General features: G+C 71.6%; 24 protein-coding genes and 2 pseudogenes. 14 read left to right on the plus strand and 12 right to left on the minus strand.

The window, feature by feature from the left end; all coding sequences use genetic code 11:
- Nucleotides 1–21 precede the first annotated feature (21 nt).
- The 5 genes and pseudogenes from ACFRCG_RS03735 to ACFRCG_RS03755 all read right to left on the minus strand — a co-directional run.
- Entirely contained in the window at nucleotides 22–267 is a 246-nt protein-coding gene (locus ACFRCG_RS03735; RefSeq protein WP_380028388.1) for a hypothetical protein, read from the minus strand.
- A gap of 362 nt (nucleotides 268–629) precedes the next feature.
- Complete coding sequence (locus tag ACFRCG_RS03740) at nucleotides 630–1067, minus strand: SgcJ/EcaC family oxidoreductase (RefSeq protein ID WP_380028390.1); 438 nt, start codon at nucleotides 1065–1067, stop codon at nucleotides 630–632.
- A 27-nt stretch (nucleotides 1068–1094) separates the two neighbouring features.
- Nucleotides 1095–2039: a helix-turn-helix domain-containing protein gene (locus ACFRCG_RS03745; RefSeq protein ID WP_380028392.1), complete on the minus strand. Its 945-nt coding sequence runs from the start codon at nucleotides 2037–2039 to the stop codon at nucleotides 1095–1097.
- On the minus strand, nucleotides 2036–2284 hold the full coding sequence (locus tag ACFRCG_RS03750; RefSeq protein ID WP_380028394.1) for a hypothetical protein: 249 nt from the start codon (nucleotides 2282–2284) through the stop codon (nucleotides 2036–2038). The genes ACFRCG_RS03745 and ACFRCG_RS03750 overlap by 4 nt, the downstream gene beginning before the upstream one ends.
- Nucleotides 2285–2629: 345 nt before the next feature.
- A pseudogene (locus ACFRCG_RS03755) lies at nucleotides 2630–2818 on the minus strand (type II toxin-antitoxin system RelE/ParE family toxin); the annotation flags it as partial.
- A 292-nt stretch (nucleotides 2819–3110) separates the two neighbouring features.
- On the opposite strand from ACFRCG_RS03755, the gene ACFRCG_RS03760 reads away from it, so the two are divergent.
- The gene (locus tag ACFRCG_RS03760) at nucleotides 3111–3308 is read left to right on the plus strand and encodes a cold-shock protein (RefSeq protein WP_380028396.1); all 198 of its coding nucleotides are present in this window, start codon (nucleotides 3111–3113) and stop codon (nucleotides 3306–3308) included.
- 660 nt (nucleotides 3309–3968) lie between these two features.
- Nucleotides 3969–5768: a SulP family inorganic anion transporter gene (locus tag ACFRCG_RS03765; RefSeq protein WP_380028398.1), complete on the plus strand. Its 1800-nt coding sequence runs from the start codon at nucleotides 3969–3971 to the stop codon at nucleotides 5766–5768.
- A 656-nt stretch (nucleotides 5769–6424) separates the two neighbouring features.
- Here the strand turns inward: ACFRCG_RS03765 and ACFRCG_RS03770 are convergent.
- On the minus strand, nucleotides 6425–6667 hold the full coding sequence (locus ACFRCG_RS03770) for a TniB family NTP-binding protein (RefSeq protein WP_380028400.1): 243 nt from the start codon (nucleotides 6665–6667) through the stop codon (nucleotides 6425–6427).
- 387 nt (nucleotides 6668–7054) lie between these two features.
- Nucleotides 7055–7345 carry a hypothetical protein gene (locus ACFRCG_RS03775; protein WP_380028402.1) on the minus strand — a complete coding sequence of 97 codons (291 nt, stop codon included), beginning with the start codon at nucleotides 7343–7345 and terminating at the stop codon, nucleotides 7055–7057.
- Nucleotides 7346–7785: 440 nt separating this feature from the next.
- On the opposite strand from ACFRCG_RS03775, the gene ACFRCG_RS03780 reads away from it, so the two are divergent.
- The 7 genes from ACFRCG_RS03780 to ACFRCG_RS03810 all read left to right on the plus strand — a co-directional run bounded on the left by ACFRCG_RS03780 (nucleotide 7786) and on the right by ACFRCG_RS03810 (nucleotide 13176).
- Nucleotides 7786–8076: a hypothetical protein gene (locus tag ACFRCG_RS03780; protein WP_380028403.1), complete on the plus strand. Its 291-nt coding sequence runs from the start codon at nucleotides 7786–7788 to the stop codon at nucleotides 8074–8076.
- Nucleotides 8077–8869: 793 nt separating this feature from the next.
- Complete coding sequence (locus ACFRCG_RS03785) at nucleotides 8870–9625, plus strand: hypothetical protein (RefSeq protein WP_380028405.1); 756 nt, start codon at nucleotides 8870–8872, stop codon at nucleotides 9623–9625.
- A 328-nt stretch (nucleotides 9626–9953) separates the two neighbouring features.
- A complete protein-coding gene (locus ACFRCG_RS03790) occupies nucleotides 9954–10409 on the plus strand; it encodes a hypothetical protein (RefSeq protein WP_380028407.1) in 456 nt (151 codons plus the stop codon).
- On the plus strand, nucleotides 10406–10762 hold the full coding sequence (locus tag ACFRCG_RS03795; protein ID WP_380004723.1) for a hypothetical protein: 357 nt from the start codon (nucleotides 10406–10408) through the stop codon (nucleotides 10760–10762). Before ACFRCG_RS03790 ends, ACFRCG_RS03795 begins: the two co-directional genes overlap by 4 nt.
- Nucleotides 10759–11010: a hypothetical protein gene (locus tag ACFRCG_RS03800; protein WP_380028409.1), complete on the plus strand. Its 252-nt coding sequence runs from the start codon at nucleotides 10759–10761 to the stop codon at nucleotides 11008–11010. The genes ACFRCG_RS03795 and ACFRCG_RS03800 overlap by 4 nt, the downstream gene beginning before the upstream one ends.
- A 1030-nt stretch (nucleotides 11011–12040) precedes the next feature.
- Complete coding sequence (locus ACFRCG_RS03805) at nucleotides 12041–12517, plus strand: SigE family RNA polymerase sigma factor (protein WP_380028411.1); 477 nt, start codon at nucleotides 12041–12043, stop codon at nucleotides 12515–12517.
- A gap of 11 nt (nucleotides 12518–12528) precedes the next feature.
- Complete coding sequence (locus tag ACFRCG_RS03810; RefSeq protein WP_380028413.1) at nucleotides 12529–13176, plus strand: hypothetical protein; 648 nt, start codon at nucleotides 12529–12531, stop codon at nucleotides 13174–13176.
- Between the two features lie 834 nt (nucleotides 13177–14010).
- Here the strand turns inward: ACFRCG_RS03810 and ACFRCG_RS03815 are convergent.
- On the minus strand, nucleotides 14011–14532 hold the full coding sequence (locus ACFRCG_RS03815; RefSeq protein ID WP_380028415.1) for a helicase associated domain-containing protein: 522 nt from the start codon (nucleotides 14530–14532) through the stop codon (nucleotides 14011–14013).
- Nucleotides 14529–15005 (minus strand): hypothetical protein, encoded by a 477-nt coding sequence (locus ACFRCG_RS03820; protein WP_380028417.1) that lies wholly within the window; start codon nucleotides 15003–15005, stop codon nucleotides 14529–14531. Before ACFRCG_RS03820 ends, ACFRCG_RS03815 begins: the two co-directional genes overlap by 4 nt.
- Before the next feature lie 41 nt (nucleotides 15006–15046).
- Here ACFRCG_RS03820 and ACFRCG_RS03825 point away from each other — a divergent pair, with 41 nt between their 5' ends.
- Nucleotides 15047–15670, plus strand: a complete 624-nt coding sequence (locus ACFRCG_RS03825) for an RNA polymerase sigma factor (RefSeq protein WP_380028419.1) — start codon at nucleotides 15047–15049, stop codon at nucleotides 15668–15670.
- A complete protein-coding gene (locus tag ACFRCG_RS03830; RefSeq protein WP_380028421.1) occupies nucleotides 15667–16716 on the plus strand; it encodes a hypothetical protein in 1050 nt (349 codons plus the stop codon). Before ACFRCG_RS03825 ends, ACFRCG_RS03830 begins: the two co-directional genes overlap by 4 nt.
- A 27-nt stretch (nucleotides 16717–16743) precedes the next feature.
- Here ACFRCG_RS03830 and ACFRCG_RS03835 read toward each other — a convergent pair.
- Nucleotides 16744–17184 (minus strand): annotated as a pseudogene (locus ACFRCG_RS03835) (transposase); the annotation flags it as partial.
- Between the two features lie 96 nt (nucleotides 17185–17280).
- Here ACFRCG_RS03835 and ACFRCG_RS03840 point away from each other — a divergent pair.
- The 3 genes from ACFRCG_RS03840 to ACFRCG_RS03850 all read left to right on the plus strand — a co-directional run bounded on the left by ACFRCG_RS03840 (nucleotide 17281) and on the right by ACFRCG_RS03850 (nucleotide 21164).
- Entirely contained in the window at nucleotides 17281–18609 is a 1329-nt protein-coding gene (locus ACFRCG_RS03840) for an AAA family ATPase (RefSeq protein WP_380028423.1), read from the plus strand.
- 150 nt (nucleotides 18610–18759) lie between these two features.
- Nucleotides 18760–20400 (plus strand): Mu transposase C-terminal domain-containing protein, encoded by a 1641-nt coding sequence (locus ACFRCG_RS03845; RefSeq protein WP_380028425.1) that lies wholly within the window; start codon nucleotides 18760–18762, stop codon nucleotides 20398–20400.
- A complete protein-coding gene (locus tag ACFRCG_RS03850; protein ID WP_380028427.1) occupies nucleotides 20397–21164 on the plus strand; it encodes an AAA family ATPase in 768 nt (255 codons plus the stop codon). Before ACFRCG_RS03845 ends, ACFRCG_RS03850 begins: the two co-directional genes overlap by 4 nt.
- A gap of 89 nt (nucleotides 21165–21253) precedes the next feature.
- Here ACFRCG_RS03850 and ACFRCG_RS03855 read toward each other — a convergent pair whose 3' ends face one another.
- Nucleotides 21254–24307 (minus strand): Helicase associated domain protein, encoded by a 3054-nt coding sequence (locus ACFRCG_RS03855; RefSeq protein WP_380028429.1) that lies wholly within the window; start codon nucleotides 24305–24307, stop codon nucleotides 21254–21256.
- Nucleotides 24308–24513: 206 nt separating this feature from the next.
- On the minus strand, nucleotides 24514–24969 hold the full coding sequence (locus ACFRCG_RS03860) for a helix-turn-helix domain-containing protein (protein WP_380028431.1): 456 nt from the start codon (nucleotides 24967–24969) through the stop codon (nucleotides 24514–24516).
- Nucleotides 24970–25312: the final 343 nt, after the last annotated feature.

The raw sequence follows: 25312 nt of genomic DNA on the forward strand, positions 1-25312 counted from the left end.
GCAGGTACTCGGTCGCGTGGGTCAGGTGCCGTTGCCACGCCACCGGTCAATGCGGCGGATGCCACGGCTCACCCTCGACCAGCGCGTCCAGCGCCGCGCCGCGCCCGGGGGACCGCCGATCAGGAGCTGTCCGACGCGCACCGCGCCGGAGCATCCGAACGCGACCCGGAGCGCATCGTCGCCGCCGGCCTGCAGCAGTCGTACTTCCGGGAGGGCGGCGGCCGCGCCGGAGACCTGGACGCCGTCGAACTCACCGACGTGGACCACCTCGAGTTCGACATCCGCATCTGAAGTCCAACGTGTGTGATCGCCCTGCCGTGACTGAGCGCTTCAGTTGGCCGGTGAGCGTTTGATCCGGCCGCTTGAGCCTTCCGCGTCGAACGCACGGCTGAGTTGGTCGGCATAGGTGTCGAGCAGTGGCTCCAACTGCCTTAGAAGGGCACTTTGTTCTGCTCGAGGAGCGGAGCCGTCTCGATGAGCAGGAGAAACGTGCCGAAACGAGAGCGGTTCGCGGCTTAAGGCCCGATGGGTGTCCGGCGCCGCCGACCGCGATTGATCGGGTGGCGCCGGGAGTCCCCTGCGCGACCGGGTCGACGATCTCGTGTACGTCCACCCGGGCACCGTGCCCCTTACTCGGCGGTGGCCCGGGCGTCCAGGGCCATCGCGGTTTCCAACGAGATCAAGCGCGCGTTCTGCAGCGTCGTGACCTCCCAGCGGTCGTTCTGCCACACGACCGCGAGCAGCTGCATGAGGTAGCGGCTCGAGAGCGGCTCCTCCTCGCCCGGCATCACCAGGCCGACGCGGTGGTGCACCACACCCCAGCCCGGGCGGACGATCCGGGCGAACGGAACCTCGCTCCGCACCAGCCGGGAACCCTTCAGCACCGTGTCGAAGAGCGGCTGATTGAATGCGACTACCGACTCGGGTCCCTTGTGAATGGTTCCCTCGAAGTCCACGAGTTCGGCGTCTTCCGCGAAATCGGCGACGAACGCCGTGGCGTCACCGCGGTTCCAACCCTCGTTCATTCGGGCCGGGATGGCGCTCATTGCTTCGACCGAGTGTTCCATGTGATCGCCTTTCTGCATTCTCCGCTGTCAGTCACCATCCTCGGCAGCCCCGGTGGTGGACGCATTGATCATCTGTGCACGGTTGTTGGACGTGAGCGCCACCGCGTTGTATCCGTAGGTGGCCTTGAACAGCCGGCTGAAGTGCGCCGGATCGGCGAACCCCCAGTCGGCGGCGACAGCCGCGACGGTGCGGTCGGTTCCGGCCAGGTCCGCGCGGCACCGCTCCAGGCGCCGTCGGCGAATCAGGGCCGCCACCGTCAGAGGCTGGTCCTTGAAGAGCTTGTGCAGTCTGCGCACGGACATGTGGTGCGCCGCTGCCACTTTCGCCGGGTCGAGATCCCGGTCGGACAGCCTCGCCTCGATGAAGCCGACGATCCGGGTGCGCAATGCCTCGTCGGCGACCGGCCGCGAATTGCCCAGTTGAGCCGAGAGCGCCACCGCGATCAGCTCGATCACCGCGGCTGCCGACCTGTCCGCCTCGTCGGCGCGGAACCCGTCCAGGGATCGCGCCATGTCCCGCACGAGCGAGGACACCAGGGCCCCGGGGCCGCGGTCACCGCGAATACGCACTCCGGCCAGCCGGGCGGCGTCGTCCGGTCCGAGCCGCAGCGAGCGCCGCGGTACCAGCACGGTCACGTGCGTGGTCGCGGTGCCGGCGAACCGGACCGGCCGCACCGGGTCGATCAGGACCAGATCGGCGGGCCCGAGCACAGCGGTGCTGCCGCCCTGCTCGGCACGTACCCACCCCCGCGTCACCAGCTCGATCTGCCACAGCTCGCTGTCGGCGGCGCGGGCGGATCGCGCGTCCCGGAAGCACTCGCCCTCCGGGGTCACCAGCCGGGCCAGCCGTAGGGGCCCCAGCTCGCGGGTTACGACATCGGCGCGGAAGTCGTCGCCGACGCGCCGCCGGCCGCAGAGGGGCGGCAGGCCGCTTGTCGCGAGAGTCTCCAGAAAGGCGTCGGCGCCGGTCATGCGACATCAGCGCGCGCAACGCGGTGCACGACGCCGTTGTTGTGGACGCCGTCGCGGAACCGCGAGCCCCGAACCACGCCCTCGCTGCGCGGGCCCGCCTGCTCCGGCGTGCGCCGTTCGGCGATGCTCGGCACGTCCGACCACGCCTGGACCGGGTGGACCGCCACCCGCCGGAGGACCAGGCGCATCAGCTCACGCTGCGCCAGGCTGCCGATTTTCGTTTTGCGGTACTCCGGGCGCTGCATGATTCCGATCATCACACAGCCCGAGCTCGGCTTGGGCTCCCCGCGGCCGCCGAGACAACCGTCCGCACCGGCCCGGCGTTACCTGTCCCACCATCCGGAAGCCGCCGCGAGATCCGGCCCACCGGATCCGTCATCGGACAGCTGGATCGTCGAATAGCGCCGGTATTCCACGATTTGCGCCAACCTGCCTGCTGTAACGCTCAACCGGCCAACCGAAGCGCGCAGTCACACCTGCCGCATCTGCGGTCGGGTCGGTGACCATTGCTGATCCCCGCTGCCCCACCCCACGCACGTGTGCCCCGCCGTAGGACGGCGGGTGCACACGTGCGTGGGGGAGCGGCTTGATCAGCCGAGGTGGCCGATGTGGATGACGACGATGGTCACGGTGGCGTCGGTGATCTCGTACATCACGCGGTAGCGGCCGACGTGCATGCGTCGCAGGTCGGGGGAGCCGTACTCGAAGGTGCCGTCCGGGCGCGGGTCGTCGGCGAGGAGGTCGACGGCGTCCATGAGTTGCCGCAGGCCGTCGGGGTCGTGGCCGGGCGCGGGTCTCGCGGCCGGCGTCGGCGCGACCGTCGGGTCGTCGTACGTACGGCTCGTCCACCCCGCACCCGCACCCGCACCCGCACCCGCACCCGCGGACCGCTGCCGGACCCGCCTGCGAAACGCGGGCCGGTGGGCGTCCGAACGGGTGGTGTGGGGCCGATACGCCGCCGGTTGTGGCGTCGGCCGGGCGGAGTGTGGGCACGGGCAGGAGTGCCGGTGCCCGGTGTGGGCGCGGTCGGCGCATTGGGCGCCGCGGACGGCGAGCGAGCGGCGGACGACGATGGCGACCGGAACGGTGAGGACATATCACGATGAGAAGGATTTCGGGTACATCACGCCCGACGGCGGCGGCCCGGAGGTGTTCGTGCATCACAGCGTGGCCGCGGGTCGGTTGGAGTTGAATCCTGGGGACAAGGTCGAGTACACGACGGTCGAGGGGGCCAAGGGGCCGCAGGCGGACTCGATCACCGTGTTGTAGGCGCGGTCCCGGGTCCGGCACGGTGGTCGTGGGGTTCGGGCGTGTGTCGATGGCGAGGGGGACGACCGGGTCGCCCGGTGGACGGCTCGTGCTCGCGGATCCGCCTCCGAGGGTCGAGGCTGTCCTACGTTCACGAGCGCGGGATCCGCCGACACGGACGGCGGCGGCATCGCCACGGTCAACGGACGGTTGGTTGCCGTCTTCGGGCCGGACCGCGGACGCCGAGTGGGCCGCTGCCGCTGCGGCCGTGTGGCCGAGTGCGGCCTGACGGTCCCGCGCGCGTCGATCACGAACGACCCTGTCGGCCGATCGCGTTCACCGCCTACGCGCTGCGTCTGATCGTGGCCGCGTTCGAGTGTCGCAGCGAGACGGACTCAGTGCCGGCGACGTCCACCTTTGACAGCCGGCAGATGAACCGGGTGGCACTGGCCCAGTTTTCGTACTCGCGGTGTCGGTGACCCAACTGGACGGCTTCCGCCCCATCATCGGGACAACGCGGATCAACGCGTGAAAATTCGGCTGGGACGCCGCCGGCCGCCGTCGTGCTTCTGCTCCTGTGGGAACCGGGCAAGCTCCTGACCCGCTGGTCGAGAGGCGTCTGACGAGTCGACACCGATCGGGCGGGACCGGAAACAGCGGCGCAGGAGGAAAGGACGGTCGGTGACCACCCGGCGCTCGAGCAACGGACCGCTCTCCCGACTGCGGGCTGTGCCCGGGATCCGTGCGGTGTCGTCCTACCGGCGCGAGTGGCTGGTCAAGGACCTGGTCGCGGGCATCGTGTTGACCACGCTGCTGGTGCCGCAGGGCATGGCGTACGCCGAACTGGCGGGTCTGCCGCCGATCACCGGCCTGTACACGACGATCCTGTGCCTGCTCGGGTACGCGGTGTGCGGGCCGTCCCGGATCCTCGTGCTGGGCCCTGATTCCTCGCTGGGTCCGATGATCGCCGCCACCGTGCTGCCCCTGGTGGCAGCCGACGGGGACCCCGAGCGGGCGATCGCTCTGGCATCGACACTCGCGCTCATGGTGGCGGCCATCATGATCCTGGCGTCGGTGGCGAAGCTCGGTTTCATCGCCGATCTGATCTCCAAACCCACGATGATCGGCTACATGAACGGCCTGGCCCTGACCATCCTGATCGGTCAGCTGCCCAAGCTGCTCGGGTTCAAGGTCGAGGCGGACAACCTGATCCGCGAGTGTGTCGGCCTTGTTCGGCAACTGGCCGACGGGGCGGTGGTGCCCGCCGCCGCCGCGGTTGGCGGCTGCGGTCTCGTCCTGATCCTGGTGCTCCAGCGCTTTCTGCCGAAGGTCCCCGCGGTGCTCGTGATGGTGGTCCTGGCGATCGCCGCGGCCGCCGTCTTCGACCTGGGCGAGCACGGTGTCGGCCTGGTCGGAGAACTCCCCGAGGGCTTCCCGCCGTTCACCGTGCCCACGATGCGGCTCGCCGACCTCGCGCCGCTGTTCGGCGGTGCGCTGGGTATCGCCCTGGTGTCCCTGGCCGACACGATCTCCAACGCGTCCGCCTTCGCGGCCCGCACGGGCCAGGAGGTGCGCGGCAACCAGGAGATGGCGGGGGTCGGCGTCGCGAACCTGACGGCCGGTCTCTTCCAGGGCTTTCCGGTCAGTACGAGTGGATCCCGTACGGCGGTGGCGGAGCGCGCCGGGGCCAGGAGTCAGCTGACCGGGGTCGTCGGAGCGGCGCTCATCGTCCTCATGCTCGTGCTGGCTCCGGGCCTGTTCCGCAACCTCCCCCAGCCGGCCCTCGCGGCCGTGGTCGTCACCGCGTCACTCTCCCTGGCCGACATCCCCGGGACAGTACGGCTGTGGCGGCAGCGCCGGGCGGAGTTCATGTTGTGCTTCGTGGCCTTCGTCGGCGTGGCCGTACTCGGCGTGTTGCCCGGGATCGCCATCGCCGTGACCCTGTCCGTCCTCAACGTCTTCCGACGCACCTGGTGGCCGTACAACACCGTCCTTGGGCGGGTCCCGGGCCTGGAGGGCTTCCACGACGTCCGCTCCTACCCGCAGGCAGGCCGGCTCCCCGGCCTGGTGATCTACCGTTTCGATGCCCCGCTCGTCTTCGCCAACGCGAAAGCTTTCCGTGACGAGATCAGGCGACTTGCCGGCGCCGACCCGCGGGCGAGCTGGATTGTGGTCGCGGCGGAGGCGATGACCGACGTGGACACCACCGCCGCCGACATCCTGGAGGAGCTCGACGAGACGCTCAACGCGAACCACACACACCTTGTGTTTGCCGAGTTGAAAGACCCCGTGCGACGCAAGATCGAACGGTACGGGCTCACCCGCACCATCGATCCCCGGCACTTCTTCCCCACCGTGGAGGCCGCCGTCGCCGCCTTCCGCCTGCGTACCGGAGCGCGGTGGACGCCCCCGACCACCGCCGAACAACCCGCCCCGCCCGAACCCGACGCCGAGGCTCCTCCCCCAGCCAACGAACAGTGACCGGCCTCCGGGGGCGAGAAATCCGATGGCCCCGGACAGCGGACCCGGGCATCGCCTCGCCCAACCGCACGCCGCTGTGATTCCGGGGGTGGTGGGTGGTGTGTGGGTGGTGGTGTGGGTTGGGGTGTTGTGGGTTGGTTGAGAACATCCGGGTGTGTTGCACATAGCCCTGCGGGTCCAAAGGTCTGAACCGTGTTTGTGCTGGTCGCGGGCTTTTGCCCTGGTCGCGGGGGCGGGGTGGCGGTCTACCGTCCGGGTGTGGGACCCGGTAGTGGGGCGGTGTCGGGTTCGGCGGTGTGGTCGATGCGGGTCCGGTCGAGGTTGGTTGTGGTGATGCGTTCGGTGCTGTCGTCGATGGCGGTGATGGCGGCTTGGCGGATGAGGCGGGAGGGGGCTGCCGATGCGTCCGGCGGTGCGTTGGTGGAGATAGGGCGCGAGGTGGTGGTGGTGCCCCGGCGCGGTGTGCGTTCGGGTCGAGGGCGGTTTCCACGCCGGCGATCCACTCTTTGAACGGTTCGCGTGTGCCGAGCCGTGCGGGGAAGGCCCCGCACTCGATCAGCGAGGCCCGTCCGGCGAGCCCGGCCCCGCGTACCCCGGCGAACAACGGTGTGGCGGTCACGTTGCTGCCCGCGTACACGAACGCCGCGCCGATGCGTTCAGCGAGGTCTTTCAACAGATCCGCGGTCTCCGCGCCGGTGGTGGTGCTCGGGTTGAGGCGGCGGGTTCTCGTCGATGAGGACCAACCGGACGCCAGCCCGGTCGTAGGTGTGGCAGACGGCCTCGGTGATCTGTGCCTGCGTCATCCGGGTGGTGACGGGGGCACCGAGATAGCGGGCGAACTCGGCGTCCAGGGCGTTCGCGGTCGCGCCCGGTGGCGCGAGGACGTGCGCCACCGGCACCCGCCCCTCCGCCCCTGCACCCCCCGCGCCGCGTCGGGCGGCATCGGCGAGGTGGCACGCGGGTGCAGGGCGGTGGTCTTCCCGGCCGCGGCGGAGCCGCCGGTGATCAATGCTGGTCGTGCGGTGGTCGGTTGGTGGCGGCCCGGGATCATCAGCGTGCGTATGTTGGTGGCGAGGGTGTCGCCGGTCGGGGTGCGGACGCACGCGAACGCGCAGTGGTAGGCCGGGTGTTCCTCCCGACTGCGTGGCGGGGCATCGGGTTCGGGCGGTGTCGGGGCCGGCGCGGCCACGAAGTTCCGCCGGCCCTGCCGGGTGGTGACCGGCCGGGATTGTTCCGTCGCGTCCACCCCTCGCCACTGGGGCCGTTGCCCGAGTGCACCCCGGGGCTCACCATTTCATGGCCTCCTCGTGGGCGTCGTAGAGCCCGTACCCCGTGTACGGCGGTGCGGGGGAGCCGGGCTCGTCCTCGTCTTCGTCGGGGTCCGGGAGCGGTGATTCGTCGAGGCCGTCGTCGAGTTCGTCGAGACTGTCCTCACCCGTCCCCGGGACGGTGCCGCCGGGGTCCTGCCCCCGCCCTTCGTGCACGGAACGCGCCGGCGGGGGAATCCGGATGGGTGTGCCGCGGGCGAGGAGGCGTTGTTCGGTGCGGGTGGCCCCTCCGGCGCGGGTACGGCGCATGAGCCGGTCGAGGGCTTCCGCGAGGTTCGCTTCGTGGACGTCCGCGTTGGTGTGACGGCCCCGACGGTGGCACGCACGTACCGCCGGGTGCGTTCGTCGAACGGGTGGTGGGTGTGGTCGCGGTGGATCCAGGGGATCCGCGTCGACTCGCCGTCGGGCAGGCGGATCCACACCCGACGGCCGTCGTGGGGGTTGTGGCGGACCTCCCACTTCCCGCCCCGGGCGACAACGCCGGAGGGCTGACCCCGGTACGGGCCCGGGACTTCGTGGTCGTAGGTGCGGTGGTCGATGCGGATCCCGCGTTCGGTGACGGCCTGCCATCGCACCGGCAGCAACTCGAGGTAGTCACCGCCGTTCAGCGGTACCGGCACGTATCCGTACGCCGCGACCGGCGCGGCCCACATCCGGTTCGGCGTCGACGCGACCCTCGGCATCACCGGATGCCGCAGCCCCTGGTGCGGACGCTGGTGCCGGTGCACGAGCCACTCGTCGAGCAGGTCCTGCAACCGGGCGACGCTGAAGCACGCCTCACGTTCGACATCCGTGCCACGCCGGCCGGCGTCGGAGCCGGTGTATCCCGGAAGGTGTCGGCAGAACAGGGAGTTGATCGATCCGAAGGTGCGCTCCACGATGCCCTTGCCGTCGGCGCGAACGGCGGAGCCGGCTGGACACCGATTCCCAACGTCTCACAGGCCGCGGTGAACGCCCCCGACACGAAGACCTTCCCTTGATCCACGAGGATCGTTTCCGGTATCGCGAACGGACACGGCGCCGCGCCTTGCAGGCGCTCGTCCAGCGACATCGACCGGGCGTGGGGGAGCACCCACGAGGGCGAAGCGCAGTGTGTCGGGCCAGGTGGGCCGGGCCGGGTGAGGGACGGCCGTCTCCGTGAGCGGCAGCGCCGCGTCCACGGCCGGTGTCCCGCCGGGGCGCAGCACCGCCGCCGGGATGGCCCGGGTGGCGACGTCGACGGCGATGGTTACGTTCGGGCCGCCCCACCGTGCCGTCCCCGAACAGCGCCGGGCCCGGTCGTCGCACTCGGACATCAGCGGTTCGGCGAGGAAACCGAGGTGGGACATCCGCTCGTGGGAGGCGGTCTCGGCGAGTTCGGGGAACTGGGCGCGGATGGTGGGCGGCCGTCGATCGTTGCCCGGAAGGTCAGGGCGTCGGCGCTTGTTCATGTCGGTCGGGGTCGCAGACGTCTCGCCTCCCGGGTGCGGGCCCGTTCGGTACCGGCGTCGCCGCGTCGGCCGTCGTCGCCGGACCGGGGCGTGTCCAACGGCACGTGCAACGGTGAGGATGCGTCCGGGCTGGTGGTGGGATGTTTCGCGGTTGGTTTCCCGCGCCTCGCACCCCGCTCGCGTGGTGCCGCGTTCGGTAAACCCCGCCCTGGGAGCGCCCGTTCGACGCCTTGCTCCCGAAGCCGGCTGCGCACGTCGCTGCCGGAACGCCGGCGCCTTCCACCCCGTCGCCGGCACGATGGACATCGCAACCGGGGCCGGGGGAGCGACGTCGAGGAGGATCGTGGCCGCGCATCGCGTCCGTCTCAGCGGTGGGAACGACTGGGGAGTGGGCCTGCGCAGTCGGGCGGTCGGCGCGCCGGTGTTGTCCGCGCGGGAGGTCGCCCTGGTGATGCGCGACCTGAACGACATCCTGCGCAGGCTCGACGCCGCCGTCGCCCGATACGACTCGAGCGCCGTCGACGAACTGACCACGTTGGCGTGGCAGCGGGCCGCCGAGGTCCCACAACACACCACACGACGCCAACGCGTCGCACTGATCACCCACCGACGGAGCGTCGATGCCCCGGCCTGGCGGGAGAAGGCCCGCACAGTCCGCCCCGTGCCCACGCCGGGGCGGGTGGCGCCCGGCACCACCTCCCACCACCGCCCCGAGCCCCCACGGCCCGCCGCACCGGCGCCGCCGGAGATGGGCCGGCTCCTGGAACTCGCCACCCGACTGCGGCCGATCCTGACCCGCGTCGCGCACCGCGGGTCTCTTACGACCTGGGCAAGGCTGAGCGAGGAGGCACGACTGCCCCGACTGCGCCGCGACGATCGGGGCGCGCTGTTGTGGCTCGTCGACGACGATCGCGAGGCTCCCGACGAACCCCTGTTGTGCGCCCTGGTGACCGTGGGAGACCGACAGATGGATCCGCTTTACCCTCTCGTCGCCGAACATCTCGGCCGCCCCGCCGAGGCCGCCGTGACACGGCAGCGTGCCGCATGGGCCCTCGAGGTTCTCAAGGTTCACCAACACTGGCGTCACCGCCGCGCATGAACCGTGCCCGGTACCCGGCACGCACGGATCCGACCCACAGACGATCCCGCTCGCGGTGGACCGTGCGAGCGGCGACTTCGATGGGGTCGGGAACTCGTCGACACGACATCCGCACGCCGTGTCTCGAACCAGCCGCCCCAGCGCTGTCGTCCTGTCGTCCCAGGCAACGACCTCGTCGTCGGCCACTCGCCACCCGCGCCCCGGGCGCCGTCCGGGGTCGGACGCGAAGGTTGCCGGCGTGTGCTCGGGAGATTTGCGGGGCTCGATGTGGTGCATCTAGGATTGTGGCGGGTTCGTGAGAGCCTGCCGCGGGACGGGAGACGACGCCATGCCACCGGACGCCACCGACACCGCCACCCACGCCCATGTGCCTCGCGGGACGGTCGAAGACCCCGCGGACGGTGCGCGTGAGCGTCTGGTGTGGATGGACACGGGTGTGTGGCGACGAGCCCGCGCACGGGCGGGCGACGACGCCTTGGACCTCACCCCGGTGCTCGAGGCCCTCCTGGACGCCTTCGCGGACGGCCGGGTGACGGTGACCCCACCCCCGGGCCGCTCCCTGGGCCCGACCCGCGACGGCGCCCCTCGCACGGGATGCCGCACGGGCCCGCTGTCCCACCACGTATGGTCGCGTGCCGACCACCGTCGCGCGGCGGCGGGCGTGAAATCCATGCCGGTCCTGTGCGAACTGCTCCTCGGCGGCTACGTCGACGGACACCTGACCACCACGTTGACCGCGACCGGCCACGTACCCCCCGCCCACCGAGAGGACGACGCGGCATGAGCGAGCCCACCACACCGCTGCCGAACGGCGAACTCCTGCCCCGCCCCGAGCGCACTCCCGACGCCCTGCGCGTGGCCCTCGCCCGCGTCGCCCCCCACCGCCTGCCCGAGATGGAACGCCAGAAGAACGAAGCCTTCCAACTCGCCGCCCAAACCGCGCACTTGGGCCCGATCCAAGGTTGGCTGACGGTGTGGGCCGGCGAGGTCGAGATCGAACGCCGCCCCGACCTCCTCACCCGCCGCCACACGGCCGAGCAGACCCTGCAAACCCTCGAACGCCACGACCCCGCCTGGCAGTCCGCGCGCGCGGAACTCCTCGCCGTCCTCACCGAGGCCCGCGAGGCCACCGCGTGACCTGGGCCTGGGAGTACGAACCCGACGAACCCCACGTGACCGCCGACGCCCCACCGGTCCTGATCGTCCAGGTCGAGGCCAAGGCCGCCGAACTCGTCCGCGCCGCCGAAGCGCTCTACCTCCACGGCGAGACCTACGAGGGAATATCACCCCAGGGCGGCACGGCCCTGGTCGCGAACGGCATGTTCGTCTACCAGGTCATCCCACGCCACGAACGCGTCTACATCCTCCAAATCACCGCCTGGTAACACCCACCACCACCCGAGTTCACACCCGGACCGACCAGGCCCCATCCCCGCTCCCACGCGGCGCCTGCGGATGACGGCGCCCATCCACGCGATCAAGGGCCCGCCGTCCTCGACCGCGACCACCGGCCCCAGCCACGCCCGCCCGACCCGTACCCCCAGCTCGCGGCCGAACGCCCCGTCCACCCGCAATACCCGAGGCCGCCCGGCATCGCCATCGCGCCACAACCGCTCCGCCATCACCGGATCCGGCAACGCGTCCGCCACCGCGACCACCCCCGGGAAGACGACCGCGTCCCGCCCCACCACCCGCCACACTCGAAATCGCCCCCCGGCGTCCCCGCCCGCGACCGCGCGCACCCGCCGCGGCCGAATCTCCTCCCGCTCCCACGACAGCGCCGACTCCCACCGCCGGCACACCACCGCCCACGCGATGCCGAACACCTCCCCGGCATCGACCCCACCCCGCGCCGCCCGCCGCTCCACACCGGCCCACCGCCGCCGTGCCGCCACCGCCTCCGGAACCTGCGGGCGTTGCGCCACGGCCTGCGCGTCACCGTCCCGGCCGCCCCGTGCGACCCCCGCCGGCCGAGCCCGGCCGGCCCGGCGCCGACCCGGCCGCGCTACTTCGGGTACGACCCGGACCATCACCCCTCGGCCGCCCGACGGTCGCGGCACCCCGGACACCTCCGGCACCCCGGCACCCCGGACACCTCCGGCACCCCGGACACCTCCGGCACCCCGGACACCTCCGGCACCCCGGCACCCCGGACACCTCCGGCACCCCGGCACCCGAACGCCTCGGGCACCTCCGGCACCCGGCCGGCGAAGAACCGGCGAGGCGCCCGAAATCCTGCCCTGCGCGCGACCGTGCTCGACGCCCGCGCCGAAACTCGTTGCCTCACGACGACATGGATTCCGCCTCGACCGGGCGTCGAAGGGTCGAAGCATCATCGGTCGCGAAGGAGTGAGCGTCCTGAACAGTGACGAAGAGGCAGAATTTCGAACATTCGTACTGACCAGACGTGCCGGGTTGGTCCGCACCGCCGTCCTGCTCACCGGAGACGTCGGCGACGCGGAGGATCTCACGCAGACCGTACTCGCCAAGGTGTACGCGTCGTGGTGTCGGGTGAACCGCGCCGACAACCCCGACGCGTATCTGCGCCGCATGCTGGTCAACACGTTCGTCTCGCGCAACCGGCGGCGGCGCGTGGCCCAGTTCCTGTCCCTTCGCACGATCGAGGCCCCCGTCCCGGACCAGACCGAGCGGGCGGTCACTCGCAGCGTGCTGATCACCGCGTTGTCCCGGCTGCCGGCCGGGCGGCGCACGGCGGTCGTCCTGCGCTATTGGGAGGACCTGTCCGAATCGGAGGCCGCGGCGGCGATGGGCTGCTCGGTGGGGACGGTACGCAGCCAGGCGTATCGGGGCCTGGCTCAACTGCGGGCCGATCCGGACGCGGCGGCGCTGGCGTCGCCGGAACCACGGCAGCACGAGGGGACGCGGTCATGACGGAGGGGAGTGTGCGACTCAGGGAAGAGCTGACCGCGGAACTCGACGCACTGGACGTGCGCGAGCCGGGTTGGGAGGCGATCGTCGCGGCCGGCCGGCGCACCCGGCGGCGGCGTCGGGGGGCGATCGGCGCGGTCGTGGGTGCGGCCCTGCTGATCGGGCCGGCGGTGCAGGTGTGCGGGGTGCTCGACCCGGGATCGGACCGGGCGGTGCGGGTGTCGGCGGGTACGGCCCCCCCCGGCGCGCCCGCCGACCTGGTCGGTCAGGGCACGATCGACGGGCATTCCTGGGCGGTGCGGGTCCATCGACGCCCGGACGGCACGGAATGCGCGAACGGGGAACTCGACGGCCGCGCCGCCGGATTCACCTGCGGCTCCGCACCCCAGGTCCTCGTCGGCGATCCGAGAACGGGCATCGGCCATCTCAACTACGCCGGCGGCCCGTTCGGGGACACGTTCGGCTCCATCGTCGGTGTCGCCTCCGACGAGGTGTCCGTGGTCGTGCTGCGCCTGGACGACGGCACCGAGTTCCGGGCCGTCCCCACCGATGTGGGCACCGCACACCGCTATTTCGCCTTCACCTTCTCGGGCCACCCGCACTACACCCTCGCCGCCTACGACCCCCTGGGCCGCAGACTCGCCCAGGGCATCGAAAAGTAGCGCCGCCCCCTCACCCCCACAACCCCGAGCCCCCCGACAAACCAGGGCCGAACGCCCCTACCCACCACGCCACACCGGAATCAGAATCCGACACACAACCCGACGCACCCACCCGAAAGGTCGAATCACCCACACCCCCACGGGCCCTCGACCGGCCCGGCCGAGGCACCCATCGCCCGGGTCCCGGCCGGGCCGTGACGTGCCATGCGACCGCCTCGGATCCCGTCGCCGGGTCGAACACTTCCCCCGAGACGAAGGCCCGGCTCGCCACGGGCCGCCCACTCCGGTTACCCGGGGGCATGCAACTCGAGATCGGGCACGAGGAGAAGGCCGCTGCCGGACCCTGCGCAAGGAGCCGATGCCGTCCTCCGGGATCTTCATCCGGCAGCGCTTCACCCGCCTCACTCCCACCGAGGCCCAGGACGTCATCCCCCTCTACCACCCCATCCGGGCCCACGCAGACCCCGCCGACACCGCCGACGCGCGGACCAACACGCAGCCCACGGCAGCCTCCGCGACCGGCCCCACCCGACCACCCACACCGCCCTCGAACGCGCCGACCGCACCCACGTCGACCAAGAGGTGCTCCGCCGGGCCTTCGGCCGTCTCGGCTTCGGCAACCAGACCCAGCCACCACCTCCACCGACACCCCCGACCTCACTCCCACCGAACACGAACCCCCCGACCCGCCGCCCCCGCCCCTTCACCAGCGGATGCCGAGTTCGGTGAGGAGCCGGACCCGTTCCCCGTTCGGCGAACTTTGGCGGGTGCGTTGGTTGTCGACCCATTTGCCGAGCCGCGCCTCGACGACCCCGCCGCCCCCGCCCCCGTTCCTCACCACCGCATGCCGAGTTCGGTGAGGAGCCCCACCCGCTCCTCGCCCAACGAACTCCGCCGGCTGCGCTGGTTGTCGACCCACTTGCCGAGCCGCGCCTCGACGACCCCGCCGCCCCCGCCCGCGCCGCTCTCGGCCCCGGCCGCCGTCTCCACCGCCACGGTCTCGACGTGCGCGCGGGGTATTTCGAGGTCGCCTTCGCGTTGGCGGTAGGCGACGGCCGCCGTGAACGCGGTCTCCCACGCGCCCCGGCCGCGCCTGGGTGCCCGGGCGGCCGCGGCGCCGTCACCCGCAACCGCACCGCCCTCCTCCACGCCCCTCCCGCCGCCTTGGACGACTGCCTGTTGGGCGGCGGTGTGTCCGTGGCGCCGTGCCCGGCGCGGGGCGGTGGCCGGACCGTCTTCGAAGGCGGCGTCGGGGTGGTTCCACACCATCCCGGGCATGCGCACGCGCCCGACATCGGCCCCGCGGCCGCATGTCTTGCGGTCGGTCGGCCGAGTGGGCTTCGTGCGTGCTGTCATCGATCGGAATCGGACCGGACGGCGGCGGTGCTCGCGCGGAGTTCTCCGGCTGCGGCGAGTGCGGCTGCGGCGGCTTCGCGGTCGGTCGGCGAGAGGTGCAGGCGTGCTGGTTCGTCCGGTTGTTCGGGGGCGCGGGCGAAGTCGTCGAGGCGGATGTGAGGTTCGGTGAGGTACGCGTGTGCCTCGGCTCGTCCGGCGGGCGTCGCGGCGGGGTCCTCGCGGGATGTCGCGCCCTCCGGAATCTTGACGGCCTGTCCGAGGTCGCCGCGCGGGTCGACGGATACGATCGCGTTCGCGAGTGCTGCCGCGAGTCTGCCCTCGGCGGGTGCCGGCCCGTCGGTGGTGTCGGTGTGGTCGGGTGGGTCGATCCTCGGCGCGTCCGGGTCGCGGCTTCCGGGGCGGTTGCGACGGCTGCCCGGCCGTGCCGCCGCGGCGAGAACCCTTCGCGGCGGGTGCACGGTCTTTTCCGGCACGGTAGTGGGAACCCCCGGGTGGGTTGCGCACATGTAGGGGTGTGAACATCTCCACCGAGACCGACCGCGATTTGTGGGACAGGGCTTGCGCGGGCGAACGCTCCGCGTTCGGTGACCTGTTCGATCGCCATGCGCGCGCGGTGCACAATTTCCTTTTTCGGCGCACCGGCTCGTGGGCCGACGCCGAGGACCTGACCTCCGCCGTGTTCCTGCACGCGTGGCGGATCCGGGCGGAGGTCGTGTTGTTTCAGGACAGCGCGCTGCCGTGGCTGCTTGGGGTCGCCCGCAACATGGCCGCGAACAGCGGCCGGGCGCTGTTACGTTACCGGGCGCTGCAGGCCCGACTCCCACCCCCGCCGGCTGCTCCCGATCACGCGGACGAGGTGGCCGCGCGACTGGACGACGAACGCGCGATGGCGAGCGTGCTCCGTGCGGTTGCCGCGTTGCCCGAACGCGAACGCGAGGTGCTGGAACTGTGCGTCTGGAGCGGTCTGTCCCAGGAGGCGGTGGCCGCGGTCCTGGGCGTGGCCGTCGGCACGGTCAAGTCCCGGTTGCACCGGGCCCGCGCCCGCCTGCGCGACCTCGTGGCCGCGCTCCCTCCGCCCGCCGGCGATCTTGCCGCGACCGATCGTCCGTCTTCGCGCGTGAAGGACGTGTCCCGATGACGAGCCCCCACCACCCGCCCGCCGACCGGGATCTGCGGGCACACGCCGCACGCCGGGCCGAGGTACTGGCCCTGCTCGACGACGCGGACGCCCTCGACGACGCCGACGCCTTCGTCGACACGATCGTCCCCATCGAGATCGGCGCCGCCGGCCCGAGGCGTTCCGGCGCGCCCCGGCGAGGATTCCTCGCGCGGCACCGTGTCCCCCTGATCGCCGCCGCATCGGCCGCCGCCGTGGTGGCCGGTGTCGCCGTGGCCCTGCCCCACGGCGATGCCCGACCGCACAGGTCGACTGCGGCTTCCGTCGCGCCGTCCCCGTCTCCCGCCGCAAGCACGGCGATGTTGCCCGAGTTGTCGAGGAACATGCTTCCGGTACCGGCGGACCGGGCGATGTCGGAACCACTCGCCCGCAAGTTCGTGGCCGACTGCGTGCGGACCGTACCCAACCCCGAGGGCCGCCCACAGACCGAACTGGCAGAAAAGTTCCGCCCCTACCTGGCGGTGCGGACACCACGGTCGGGTCGGCCGGACGAGTACTTCGCGATCGCGGTCGACGACCGGGCCCGGTTCGTGGGGTGCGGAGGCGAAGCGGACCCGACGTCGATTCCGTCCCCGGAGGGCGACCCTCGGGACACCACCTGGATCGACGGCCCGGTCGACTACGGCGGCGGCGGGGGCAACTCGCTCGCCGGGAACTGGACGACCAGCGCGTGGGGCCGATACACCGGTGCCGTCAGCCGGATCACCATGGACGTCGGTCGAGGCGAGCAGGACGCGTTGATGGCGGGCGGGGTCTGGTACGTCTCGGCTTCGTCGCGCCGTCCGAACGAACCCGTGAACGACGACGAGCGGCTTCGCGCGTACGACGCGTCGGGTGCGCTGCTCTGGGACTTCGTTCCGGGCACGGCTCGGAGTGCGGACGACTGCGTCCACACTCCCGACGGCCGCACGCTTTCCGCGTCCCCGCGCGACGCGAACGGTCCGAAGGATTTGCCGAAGTGCCGCCGGGCGACGCGCTGGGCACCGGGCGATCCCCAGGCCCGCTGAGCAAGTCGGGGAGGAACGAGCCGGATCACCCCGGTGCACCGGATCCGATCGGGGCCGCCCAACCCGAGGCGCCGCTCGCCTCGTTCCCGAGGGCGGCCCTGACGGCGACGTCGAGGTTCGCCTGTCGGCGTCGGCGCGGATCGCGACCACGTGGTCGAGCCCGCGTTCGGTCAACCCGGCCCGGAACAGCGCGTTCTGCCCGTAGCCGGCATCCGCCACGACCACCGCGAGTCGAGGCCGCCTCGTCCGCATCGCCCGATCCCTCGCCGCAAGCACCGCGCATGGCCTGGCCACCGATGCCGGCACGCCCGACCACCCCACCGCCTCGTCCACCATGACCGCGCGTGTGAGTGTGTGTTGTGGTGGTGGTGGTTGGTCGTCAGTGGGGTGCGGGTGTCGTGTGGGTGTTTGTGTGCTGGTCGGGGTGTGGATGACCGTGACCGTTTCGACTGTCACGGGGGTGACCATCGACTGACGTCGGGTGCCTAACACAAGCGGGTTGTTCTGTCATGGAGTTGCCCATTCCTGTGTTCGGGATCCGGGGCGCGGTATGTGCTGGCCGGCATGGCGAAGAGTCGGTCCATGTCGTCGGTGGATCCTTCTGTTGGTGTGCCGAGCGCGGCCGTGGTGTTGCGGCCGATGGTGGTGCGGCGTCTGCTCGCGGTGGCGGAAGCGGGTGGTGTCTCCCGCGCGCATGTGGCGGTCGCCGCGGACGCGGTGGGTGTGTCCGAGCGCACCGTGTGGCGTTGGTTGGCGGCAGCGCGCGGGTCGGGTCGTGTGGACCCGCCGGGACGCGACCGGTTCACTCTCGATGACACGCTCTGGTCATGCCTGGCGGACCTGGGCGGGAATGTGAGAGCCCTGCACCGCTGGATGAGCGATCGGGCCGCGACCCGCGCCGAGGACGAGCCGAACACGAAGCCGATGGTGTCGTTGACGACGCTCTATCACGCGGTCCGTCGTGATCTCCACTCGCCACGTGTGCTCGGGATCGCCCGTCCGATCCACGGGTCGGCCGTGGACTGCTACGACCGCGCGTTGGCCGATCTGGCACTTCCGGGAACCGTGGACGAACAGGGCCGGCCCACACCGCCGGTCCCGGCCGCCGAAGCCGTTCGGGGGACCGATCCGATCGCGGGGCCGGAACCCGTCGATGACGGTGTGCGGCTGTACGCGCCCGGCGCGCACCTGGTGTCGACACGCCAACTCGGCCAGGTCGCCGAAGCACTCGTCCATACCGTCGCCGCCCGCGGGATCGCCTGCGTGTACGGCGACACCGGGCACGGCAAGACGGTCGCCGTTCACCAGGCGTTGCGTCTGCTGCCCAGGCGGGTCCCGGTCCATCGCGCGCAGGTGGCGGTCAAACCCGCGCTGCCACAACTACGGGCCGCGCTGCTCACCGCGTTCGGCCTGCCGGCCACCCACCTGACGAACCGCACCGACGCGGCCGACCGCGTGCTCGTCGACGCGCTGAAGGAGCCGGGCGTCCTGATCGTCGACGATGTCCAGCGCATCGCCGCTCCCGAGCTGGACTACCTGCGCCTCCTGGCGGACGCCCCCACCACTCGGACGTCGTTGGTGTTGTGTGGAGCGGGTGCCGAGCGCACCCTCGCCCGAGCTCCCGCGCTGGCCTCCCGCGTCCTGACCTGGCAGCAGGTGCCCCGTTTGGACACGTCTCAAGTCCCGGGCGTGCTGCGCCTGTTCCACCCGTTGTGGGATGCCGTGGCCGACGAGGACCTGCTCCACACCGACCAGGCGCACGCGCGGGGGAACTTCCGTTCCTGGGCGAAGATCACGTCCCACCTGTATGCGGCCCGCCATCACGAACCCGGCAGGAACGTGGACCACACCCTGCTGACCTGGGCCTGTTCCCGCCTGGGCCCGCCCTTGTGACGACACGCCGCGCCGCGTACCGCACCCGCGATCGAAGGACGAGACATGGGCTCGAGCGAAACCCAACCGCCGGCCGACGAGACCCGCTCCGCCCCTGCTGCCTCACCAGGGCTCGAAGCCGTTTCGCGGACGACGTTGCGGGCGCCGGCCGTGAGAAGCCTTCTGGGCCTGCGTTCCCGACGCGCGCTCACCACCAACCACGTCCGTACGACGGCGCAATGCCTGGGAGTATCGGAGCGCACGGTGTGGCGATGGCTGGCCGACGCCGGCACCACACCCGAAACCGCCACACACCCAGGCGCCCGCCATGGCGATCGGTTCGAGATCACCCCGGAAATTCGGGTGTTGCTGGCCTATTGGCGCGGCAACGCCTCCGCGGTCCACCGCGAACTCGTCGCCCGCGCCCGTACGGCCACCAGTCCGGGGACGCCGGCCGGCGACGCCGCCTCACCACCGCCCCCGCCGAGCGGGATGCCGCTCCCGGGCGGCGCACCGCCGACGGCCGTGCCGGTGCTGGATCCGGTGCCGTCCTTGTCGACGTTCCTGCGCGCGCTCCGTCGGGATCTGACCGCAGGGGAGCGTGCCGGCCACCGCAAGGGCCCGGAAGCCGCCCGCGCGCTGGACGTATTCGCCAAACGCCCCCGGACCTGGCGCAACCACACCTGGGAAGCCGACCACGTCCCAGCCTCCCTGCGGGTGACCGCCGACGGCGACCTCGTCCACCCGTACATCACCTGGTTCATCGACTGCGCGACCAAGGCGATCACCGGCGTCGCCGTCACCCCCGGCCACCCCACGCGGGCCTCGGTCCTGGCCGCGTTGCGTTCCGCGATCGTGCGCACCGACCCCTACGGCCCGTTCGGCGGCCTGCCCGAGCACGTGCGGTTCGACCGCGGCAGAGACTTCCTCTCCCGCACCGTGACCACCGCGCTCACCGCCCTGGACGCCGACATCACCGTCCTGCCGCCCTACAGCCCGCACCTGAAAGGCGGCATCGAGAACCTCAACCACTGTGTCGAGCGGATGCTGTTCGCCGCCCTGCCCGGCCACACCCCCAAACAACCCCGCCGACGACCCGACCGCACACCCGCCGGCCCGACACTGTCCTTCCGCGACTTCACCGAGCAACTGCTGGCCTGGGTGACCTGGTGGAACACCGAGCACCACCCCGCCGCCCTGAACGGCCGTACCCCGCTCCAAGCCTGGAGCGCTGACCCGACCCCGCTCAACGACGTCCCGGCCGCGGACGTGTGGTCCTTCACGCTCGAGGACGACGCCCGCCCCCGCGTCATCACCAGCCACGGAGTGGCCTTCCGCAACCGCGACTACATCGCCGACTGGATGACCGGACAGGCCGGCCGCGAGGTCAGGGTGCGGTTCATGCCCCACCACACCCACGAGATCGAGGTCTGCACCCCCGACGGCCGCCGCCTGGGCACCGCCCACCTCGCCGACCAGGCCACCGACGAACAACGCGCCGCACTACGCCACGCCCGGGCGGCCCGCGCCCGCCGCCTGCGGGCCGAGGCCAAAGCCGCCGAACAGCTCCGCCACGACCGCTTCGCCGCCACGTCCACCCCTGCCGACGCACAGCGCCTGGACGCCCTGACCGCGGCCGAGGCCGCCCGGGAACTGGCCCGCCACCACGACGGCGACCTGACCGCGCTGGCGTTGCCCGACCTGATCCCACCCGCACCGCCACCGGCCGACTGGGCCACCCCCGACACGCTCAAAGCCCGCGTCCGGCCCATCGACCCGGCACCCACCCCCGCCCAAGAGGACACCCCATGACCCCTCGCCTGCCGCCCGCCCACACCGACCAGTACGTCTGCCTGCCCGACGCGCGCCTGGTGACCACCCGCGCGCTGCTGACCGTGCGGGAGAACCTGGCCGACACGATTGCTGCCCGCGCGATGACGTGTATCCACGGCGGTGCCGGCTTCGGCAAGACGGTGGCGGTCACCACTTGTCTGCGCGAACTCGATCCCGGCGAGGACATCCACCGCATCACCTTCCACGCCCGTCCCACCACCCGCGCGGTGCGCCACGAACTGTTCACCAGCCTCGGACTCCCGGGCCGGCCCCCGCGCTACGCCGGCGAGTTCGACCACCTCCTCAAAACCGAACTCGCCGCCCACCCCCGCACCCTCGTCCTCGACGAGGCACAGTGGCTCTCCAGCGATCAACTGGAATACGTCCGCTACATCTGGGACGACCCCTACACCCGGCTCGCGATCGTCTTCGTGGGAGGAGAAGGCTGTCACCAGACCCTGCGCAAGGAGCCGATGCTGTCCTCCCGGATTTTCATCTGGCAGCGCTTCACCCGCCTCACCTCCGACGAGGTCCAGGACGTCATCCCGCTCTACCACCCCATCTGGGCCCACGCCGACCCCGAAGTCATCGCCTACGCGGACCAGCACGCGGCCCACGGCAACTTCCGCAACTGGGCCCGCCTGACCGCCCATACCCACACCGCCCTCGAACGCACCGGCCGCACCCACGTCGACCAGGAGGTGCTCCGCTGGGCCTTCAGCCGCCTCGGCTCCGGCAATTAGACCCAGCCACCTCTACTGACACCACCCCCTCGATCCCACTGCGAATCTCACACTCACCGAACTCGAACACCCTCGGCCGACACCGCCCCTCACCACCGCATGCCGAGTTCGGTGAGCAGCCGCACCCGTTCCTCGTTCAACGAACTCCGCCGGGTGCGCTGGTTGTTGACCCACTTGCCGAGCCGGACCTCGACGGCACCGCCACCCTTGCCCGCGCCACCACCGGGTCCGGTCGCCGTCTGCGTCGCCACGGTCTCCACGTGCGCGCGGGGAACTTCGAGATCGCCTTCGCGTTCGCGGTAGGCGACGGCCGCGGCGAACCCGGTCTCCCACGCGCCCCGCCCGCGCCTTTGCGCCCGTGCCCCGTCGCGGTCGGCCACAGGGCCGCCGACGCCGTCGCCCGCAGCCACCGCGCCGCTCTCCACGCCGCCGCCCGCTGCGCCGCTACCGCCCCGTGCCGCGCCGCCACCATCACCCTCCGCTGCGCCGCCGTCGCATTCGGGGTGGATGCCGAGTGCGTCGAGCTGTTCGAGTTGTCCGGGCTGCAGCCCCGCCCGCACGGCTGCTCGCCGGTGCCGCTGCGCCCAGGTGCCGATGTCCTGGCCGCCGGCGACGTGCCCGGGCGCGAGTTCGTCGAGGGCCCCGCCGCGCTCGAGGAAGAGTCGTACTTCGTTGGCAGCCCTTTGCCAGGCGATGGTCCACCCGTCGGGCTTCCACCACGGGTCCAACTCCTCCAGGGCCCGGCGGCGTTCGGGGCGCGCGTCCAAAACCCCCGCGCGCCGCTGGTTGGCGAGCCACTGACCCACCCGTACGCCGTCCTGGACGGCGCCTTGTGGTGCGGCGAGGTGCCCCACACGCTCGACATACCGCCGTGCGACGGCGAGCCCGTCCTCGAACGCCGCGTCGGGATGCGACCACACCATCCCGAGCATGACGAGTTTGCGCACGCGGCCGGCGTCGAGCCGCCCGGCGGCGTACTCCCTGCGCTGCACCGCGGCCCACTGCCCGAGGGGATAGTCGTGGTCGTGTTCGTCGCGTGCGTCGAGGGGGATCCTCATGTGCCCGTGCGCACGCAGGAACCGCCGCGCGGCCAGGTAGCCGCGGACCCAGTCGCGTTCGTCCGGGTCGATCACCCGCAGCCGCACGAAGTCCGCGACGACCGCGGGGTCACGCGGGCTGGAGAACCGCAGGAGGGGCTGCGTCTCCGCCTCTACGCCCCCGTCCGACCCATCCGGACCCACCGGCCCACCCGCGCCCTCCACGACCCCACCCACGCCCCCGACGGCCCCCTCACCGCCCACCACCACACCACCTGCCGCCGCGCCGCCGCCGGCCGCCTCGTCCGCGTCGTCGTCGGTCCCGTCCTCGGCGACCGCCCGTGCTGCGCCGTGTGCCCGTGCTTGGGGGACGGCGAGTGCTTCGACCAGTTCGGGGGCGTGGGCGCGCAGCGCCCCAAGGACGGTCATCAGGTACCGGTGCCCATCCGACAGGAGCATGTCGTCGGGGTGTTCGTGGTCGTCGAGGAACACCGGAACGATGATGGCGGCGACCTTGCCCTGCCCCGGTTTCTGCCGCAGGGCCCTGCCCAGGGCCTGGGTGATGCTCACGACGCTGGACATTTCATCGAAAATCGCCACAGCGTCGACGGCCGGGCAGTCGATCCCCTCGCCGAGGATCCGCACGTTTGCCACCACCGACAGGTCACCCGACACTCCGGGTTCGGCGAACCGGCCGAGGACCCGCCGACGATGCTCGGCCGGGTGGTCCCCGTGCAGCCATTCGGCGCGCACGTCCGTGGGGGCCTGGTCCGGGAGTTCGGCACGCAGCCGCCGGCCGACATCCGGAAGCCCCAACGCAAAGGCCTCGGCCTCGGCGACGCGGTGGTGGAACGTGATGACGGTCCGCAGATCGTTCTCGCGGGCGGTCTTCAGGAGTGCGGTCTGCAAGGCGGCGAGGCGTTTGCCGCGCCATGCCTCGACGAGCATCGGCGCCTTGGGGCTCTTCTCGTCCAACGCCTTGCGGGCGTCGCGTCGAGCCTGGTTGAGCTCGGCGTCCCGGATGTCGGCCACGAGCACCACGAACCGTGCGAGCAGGCCGCGTCGGATGCTTTCGGCGAGCCCCAAGTGGAAGATCCTCGGGCCGTAGATGTCGATCGCGTCCATGGACACCGCGAGTTCCTCGGGAAGCGCGGGAATCCGCGGGACCCCGGCCGGCCGGGTCCGCGCCGTCTCACCGTCACCGGTGTCGTAGCCCCCATCATCTGACACCTCATCAGATGAAACGGACACTTCACCGGTTCCGTTGATCATTCCGATTTGCATTTTCGGCGAGAAATACTCGTCTTCCGAATCGAGATCGAATGCGATGCCGTCGGGCATCGGTGGAAGCTCGATGTGTGATCCGGTGTGAGGTTCGACGTGGTGCTCGAGACCGTCGCCCGCGCCCCGCGCCGCGCCCCCGGACCCCATCTCGAACAACGCCCCCTGCCTACCCGCGCCACCCCCGACACCGCCCCCGCGTCGTTCGCCGCGCCGCCGCCTGCGCCGCCCCTTGAAGGATTCGTAGATGCGGGGTGTGGCGGTCATGTACAGCCGCCGCTGCGCCGGGACGAGGGTGTTGTCGTGGATGTCGGTCCAACTCTTGTCGACGTGTCCGGCCGCGCGGTGGGCCTCGTCGCACAGCACCAGCCTCCACGCCGGAAGGGCGGGGATCCCGTAGGGCCCGGTGTGCGCGTGAATCACCGCGCCGAGCGAGGCGTAGGTGGCGAACACCGTGTACCAGCCGTGCTGTTGGGCCCACAGGGCGAGGCCGGGCCCGCTGGTGGTGGCGCGCACGCCCGCTGCGCCGAGCGCATCGTCGCCCTCGAGGGAGCACACCGCGAGCATGGCCTCTTCGTGCCCGAGGGCGCGCCAGGCGGTAACGGTCTGGGTGAGCAAATCGAGGGTGGGGACCAGGACGAGGGTGCCGCCGGTGGGGGCGAGGCGTCTGGCGGTCTCGGCGGCGATCAGCGTCTTGCCGGTTCCGGTGGCCGAGACCAGGAGCCCGCGGTTGCCCCCGGGGCGTACGGGGCCCTCCAGGCCGCGCACCGCGGCGTCGACGGCCTCGACCTGGTGCGGCCGCGGCCGTGGGGCGAATTCGCGCACCGACCCTCCTTGTCGTCACTTCCGGAACGCCCGACAGGACTCCCGATATACGTCAAAGTCTACTTGAGTCATGCTTGAGTCACCTCGATCTTCAATCCTGTTGAAGGAAAACATCAACGACGCACCCACCTTTCGAGTCGTGCGCCGATCCTCCCGTCGCGCCGCGGTCACGTGCGCGGGGCGGGGGAGTGGTACGCGATCGTGTTTCACCGCGGTTCGGGTACGCCGAATTTCCCCAGTCGTGAGCGGATCGCGCTCGGTTGGCGGTCGAAGCGTCGGGCGAGTTCGACCAGGCCGTGGCCGGCGGCGTGGAGTTCGAGGAGCAGCTGCTCGTCTTCGGGGGTCCATCGTTGGTAGGCGTTGGCGTGGCGGGTGCGGATCTCCTCCACGGAGTAGGCCTTGTCCGCGGCCTCGTCCGTGCGTGAAGCCGGTTGTCCCACACTCGTGTCCCGGGCGGGGATCAGTTCCACCGAGCCGAGTGAGGAGGAGGGGAAGTCGCACACCTCGACTCCCTCGAGCCAGAACGTGGTGGTGCCGTCCTCGAACGTCAACAGGTCCGCTCGGAGGTCGAGTTCGCGGCACGTGGCATCGGGGTCTGCGGGATCGGCGACGGACTCCTTGAAACGCAGGCGGAGTACCGTTCGGGGCTTCGGTTCGGTCATGACGGAAACGATGCCGGCCGAAACCCACCTCTGCGGCCCGCCGCTTGTACCGATCCGCATCGCGGATCGGTTGCTCCCCGCAACGCGGGGAGCCCGCGCCTCCTCCGACGGAGGAACTCCCTCACCCCACGGCCCACTTCGTGCTGCCGGCGGGCCGCAAGGCGGCCCCGGTCCGAGCCGCAACGCGGATCGGACGCCTCCCGCAACGCGGGAGGCTCCCACTTCTTTCCGATCCGCAACGCGGATCGAGCTCCCCGCAACGCGGGGAGCCTCGGTGGCGCAACGCGCCACCGCGAGCCGCAACGCGGCTCGCTTCACTCGCAAGCCGCGCAGCGGCTTGGGG

It is taken from the genome of Embleya sp. NPDC056575, from assembly GCF_042793325.1.
Taxonomy (GTDB): Bacteria; Actinomycetota; Actinomycetes; order Streptomycetales; family Streptomycetaceae; genus Embleya.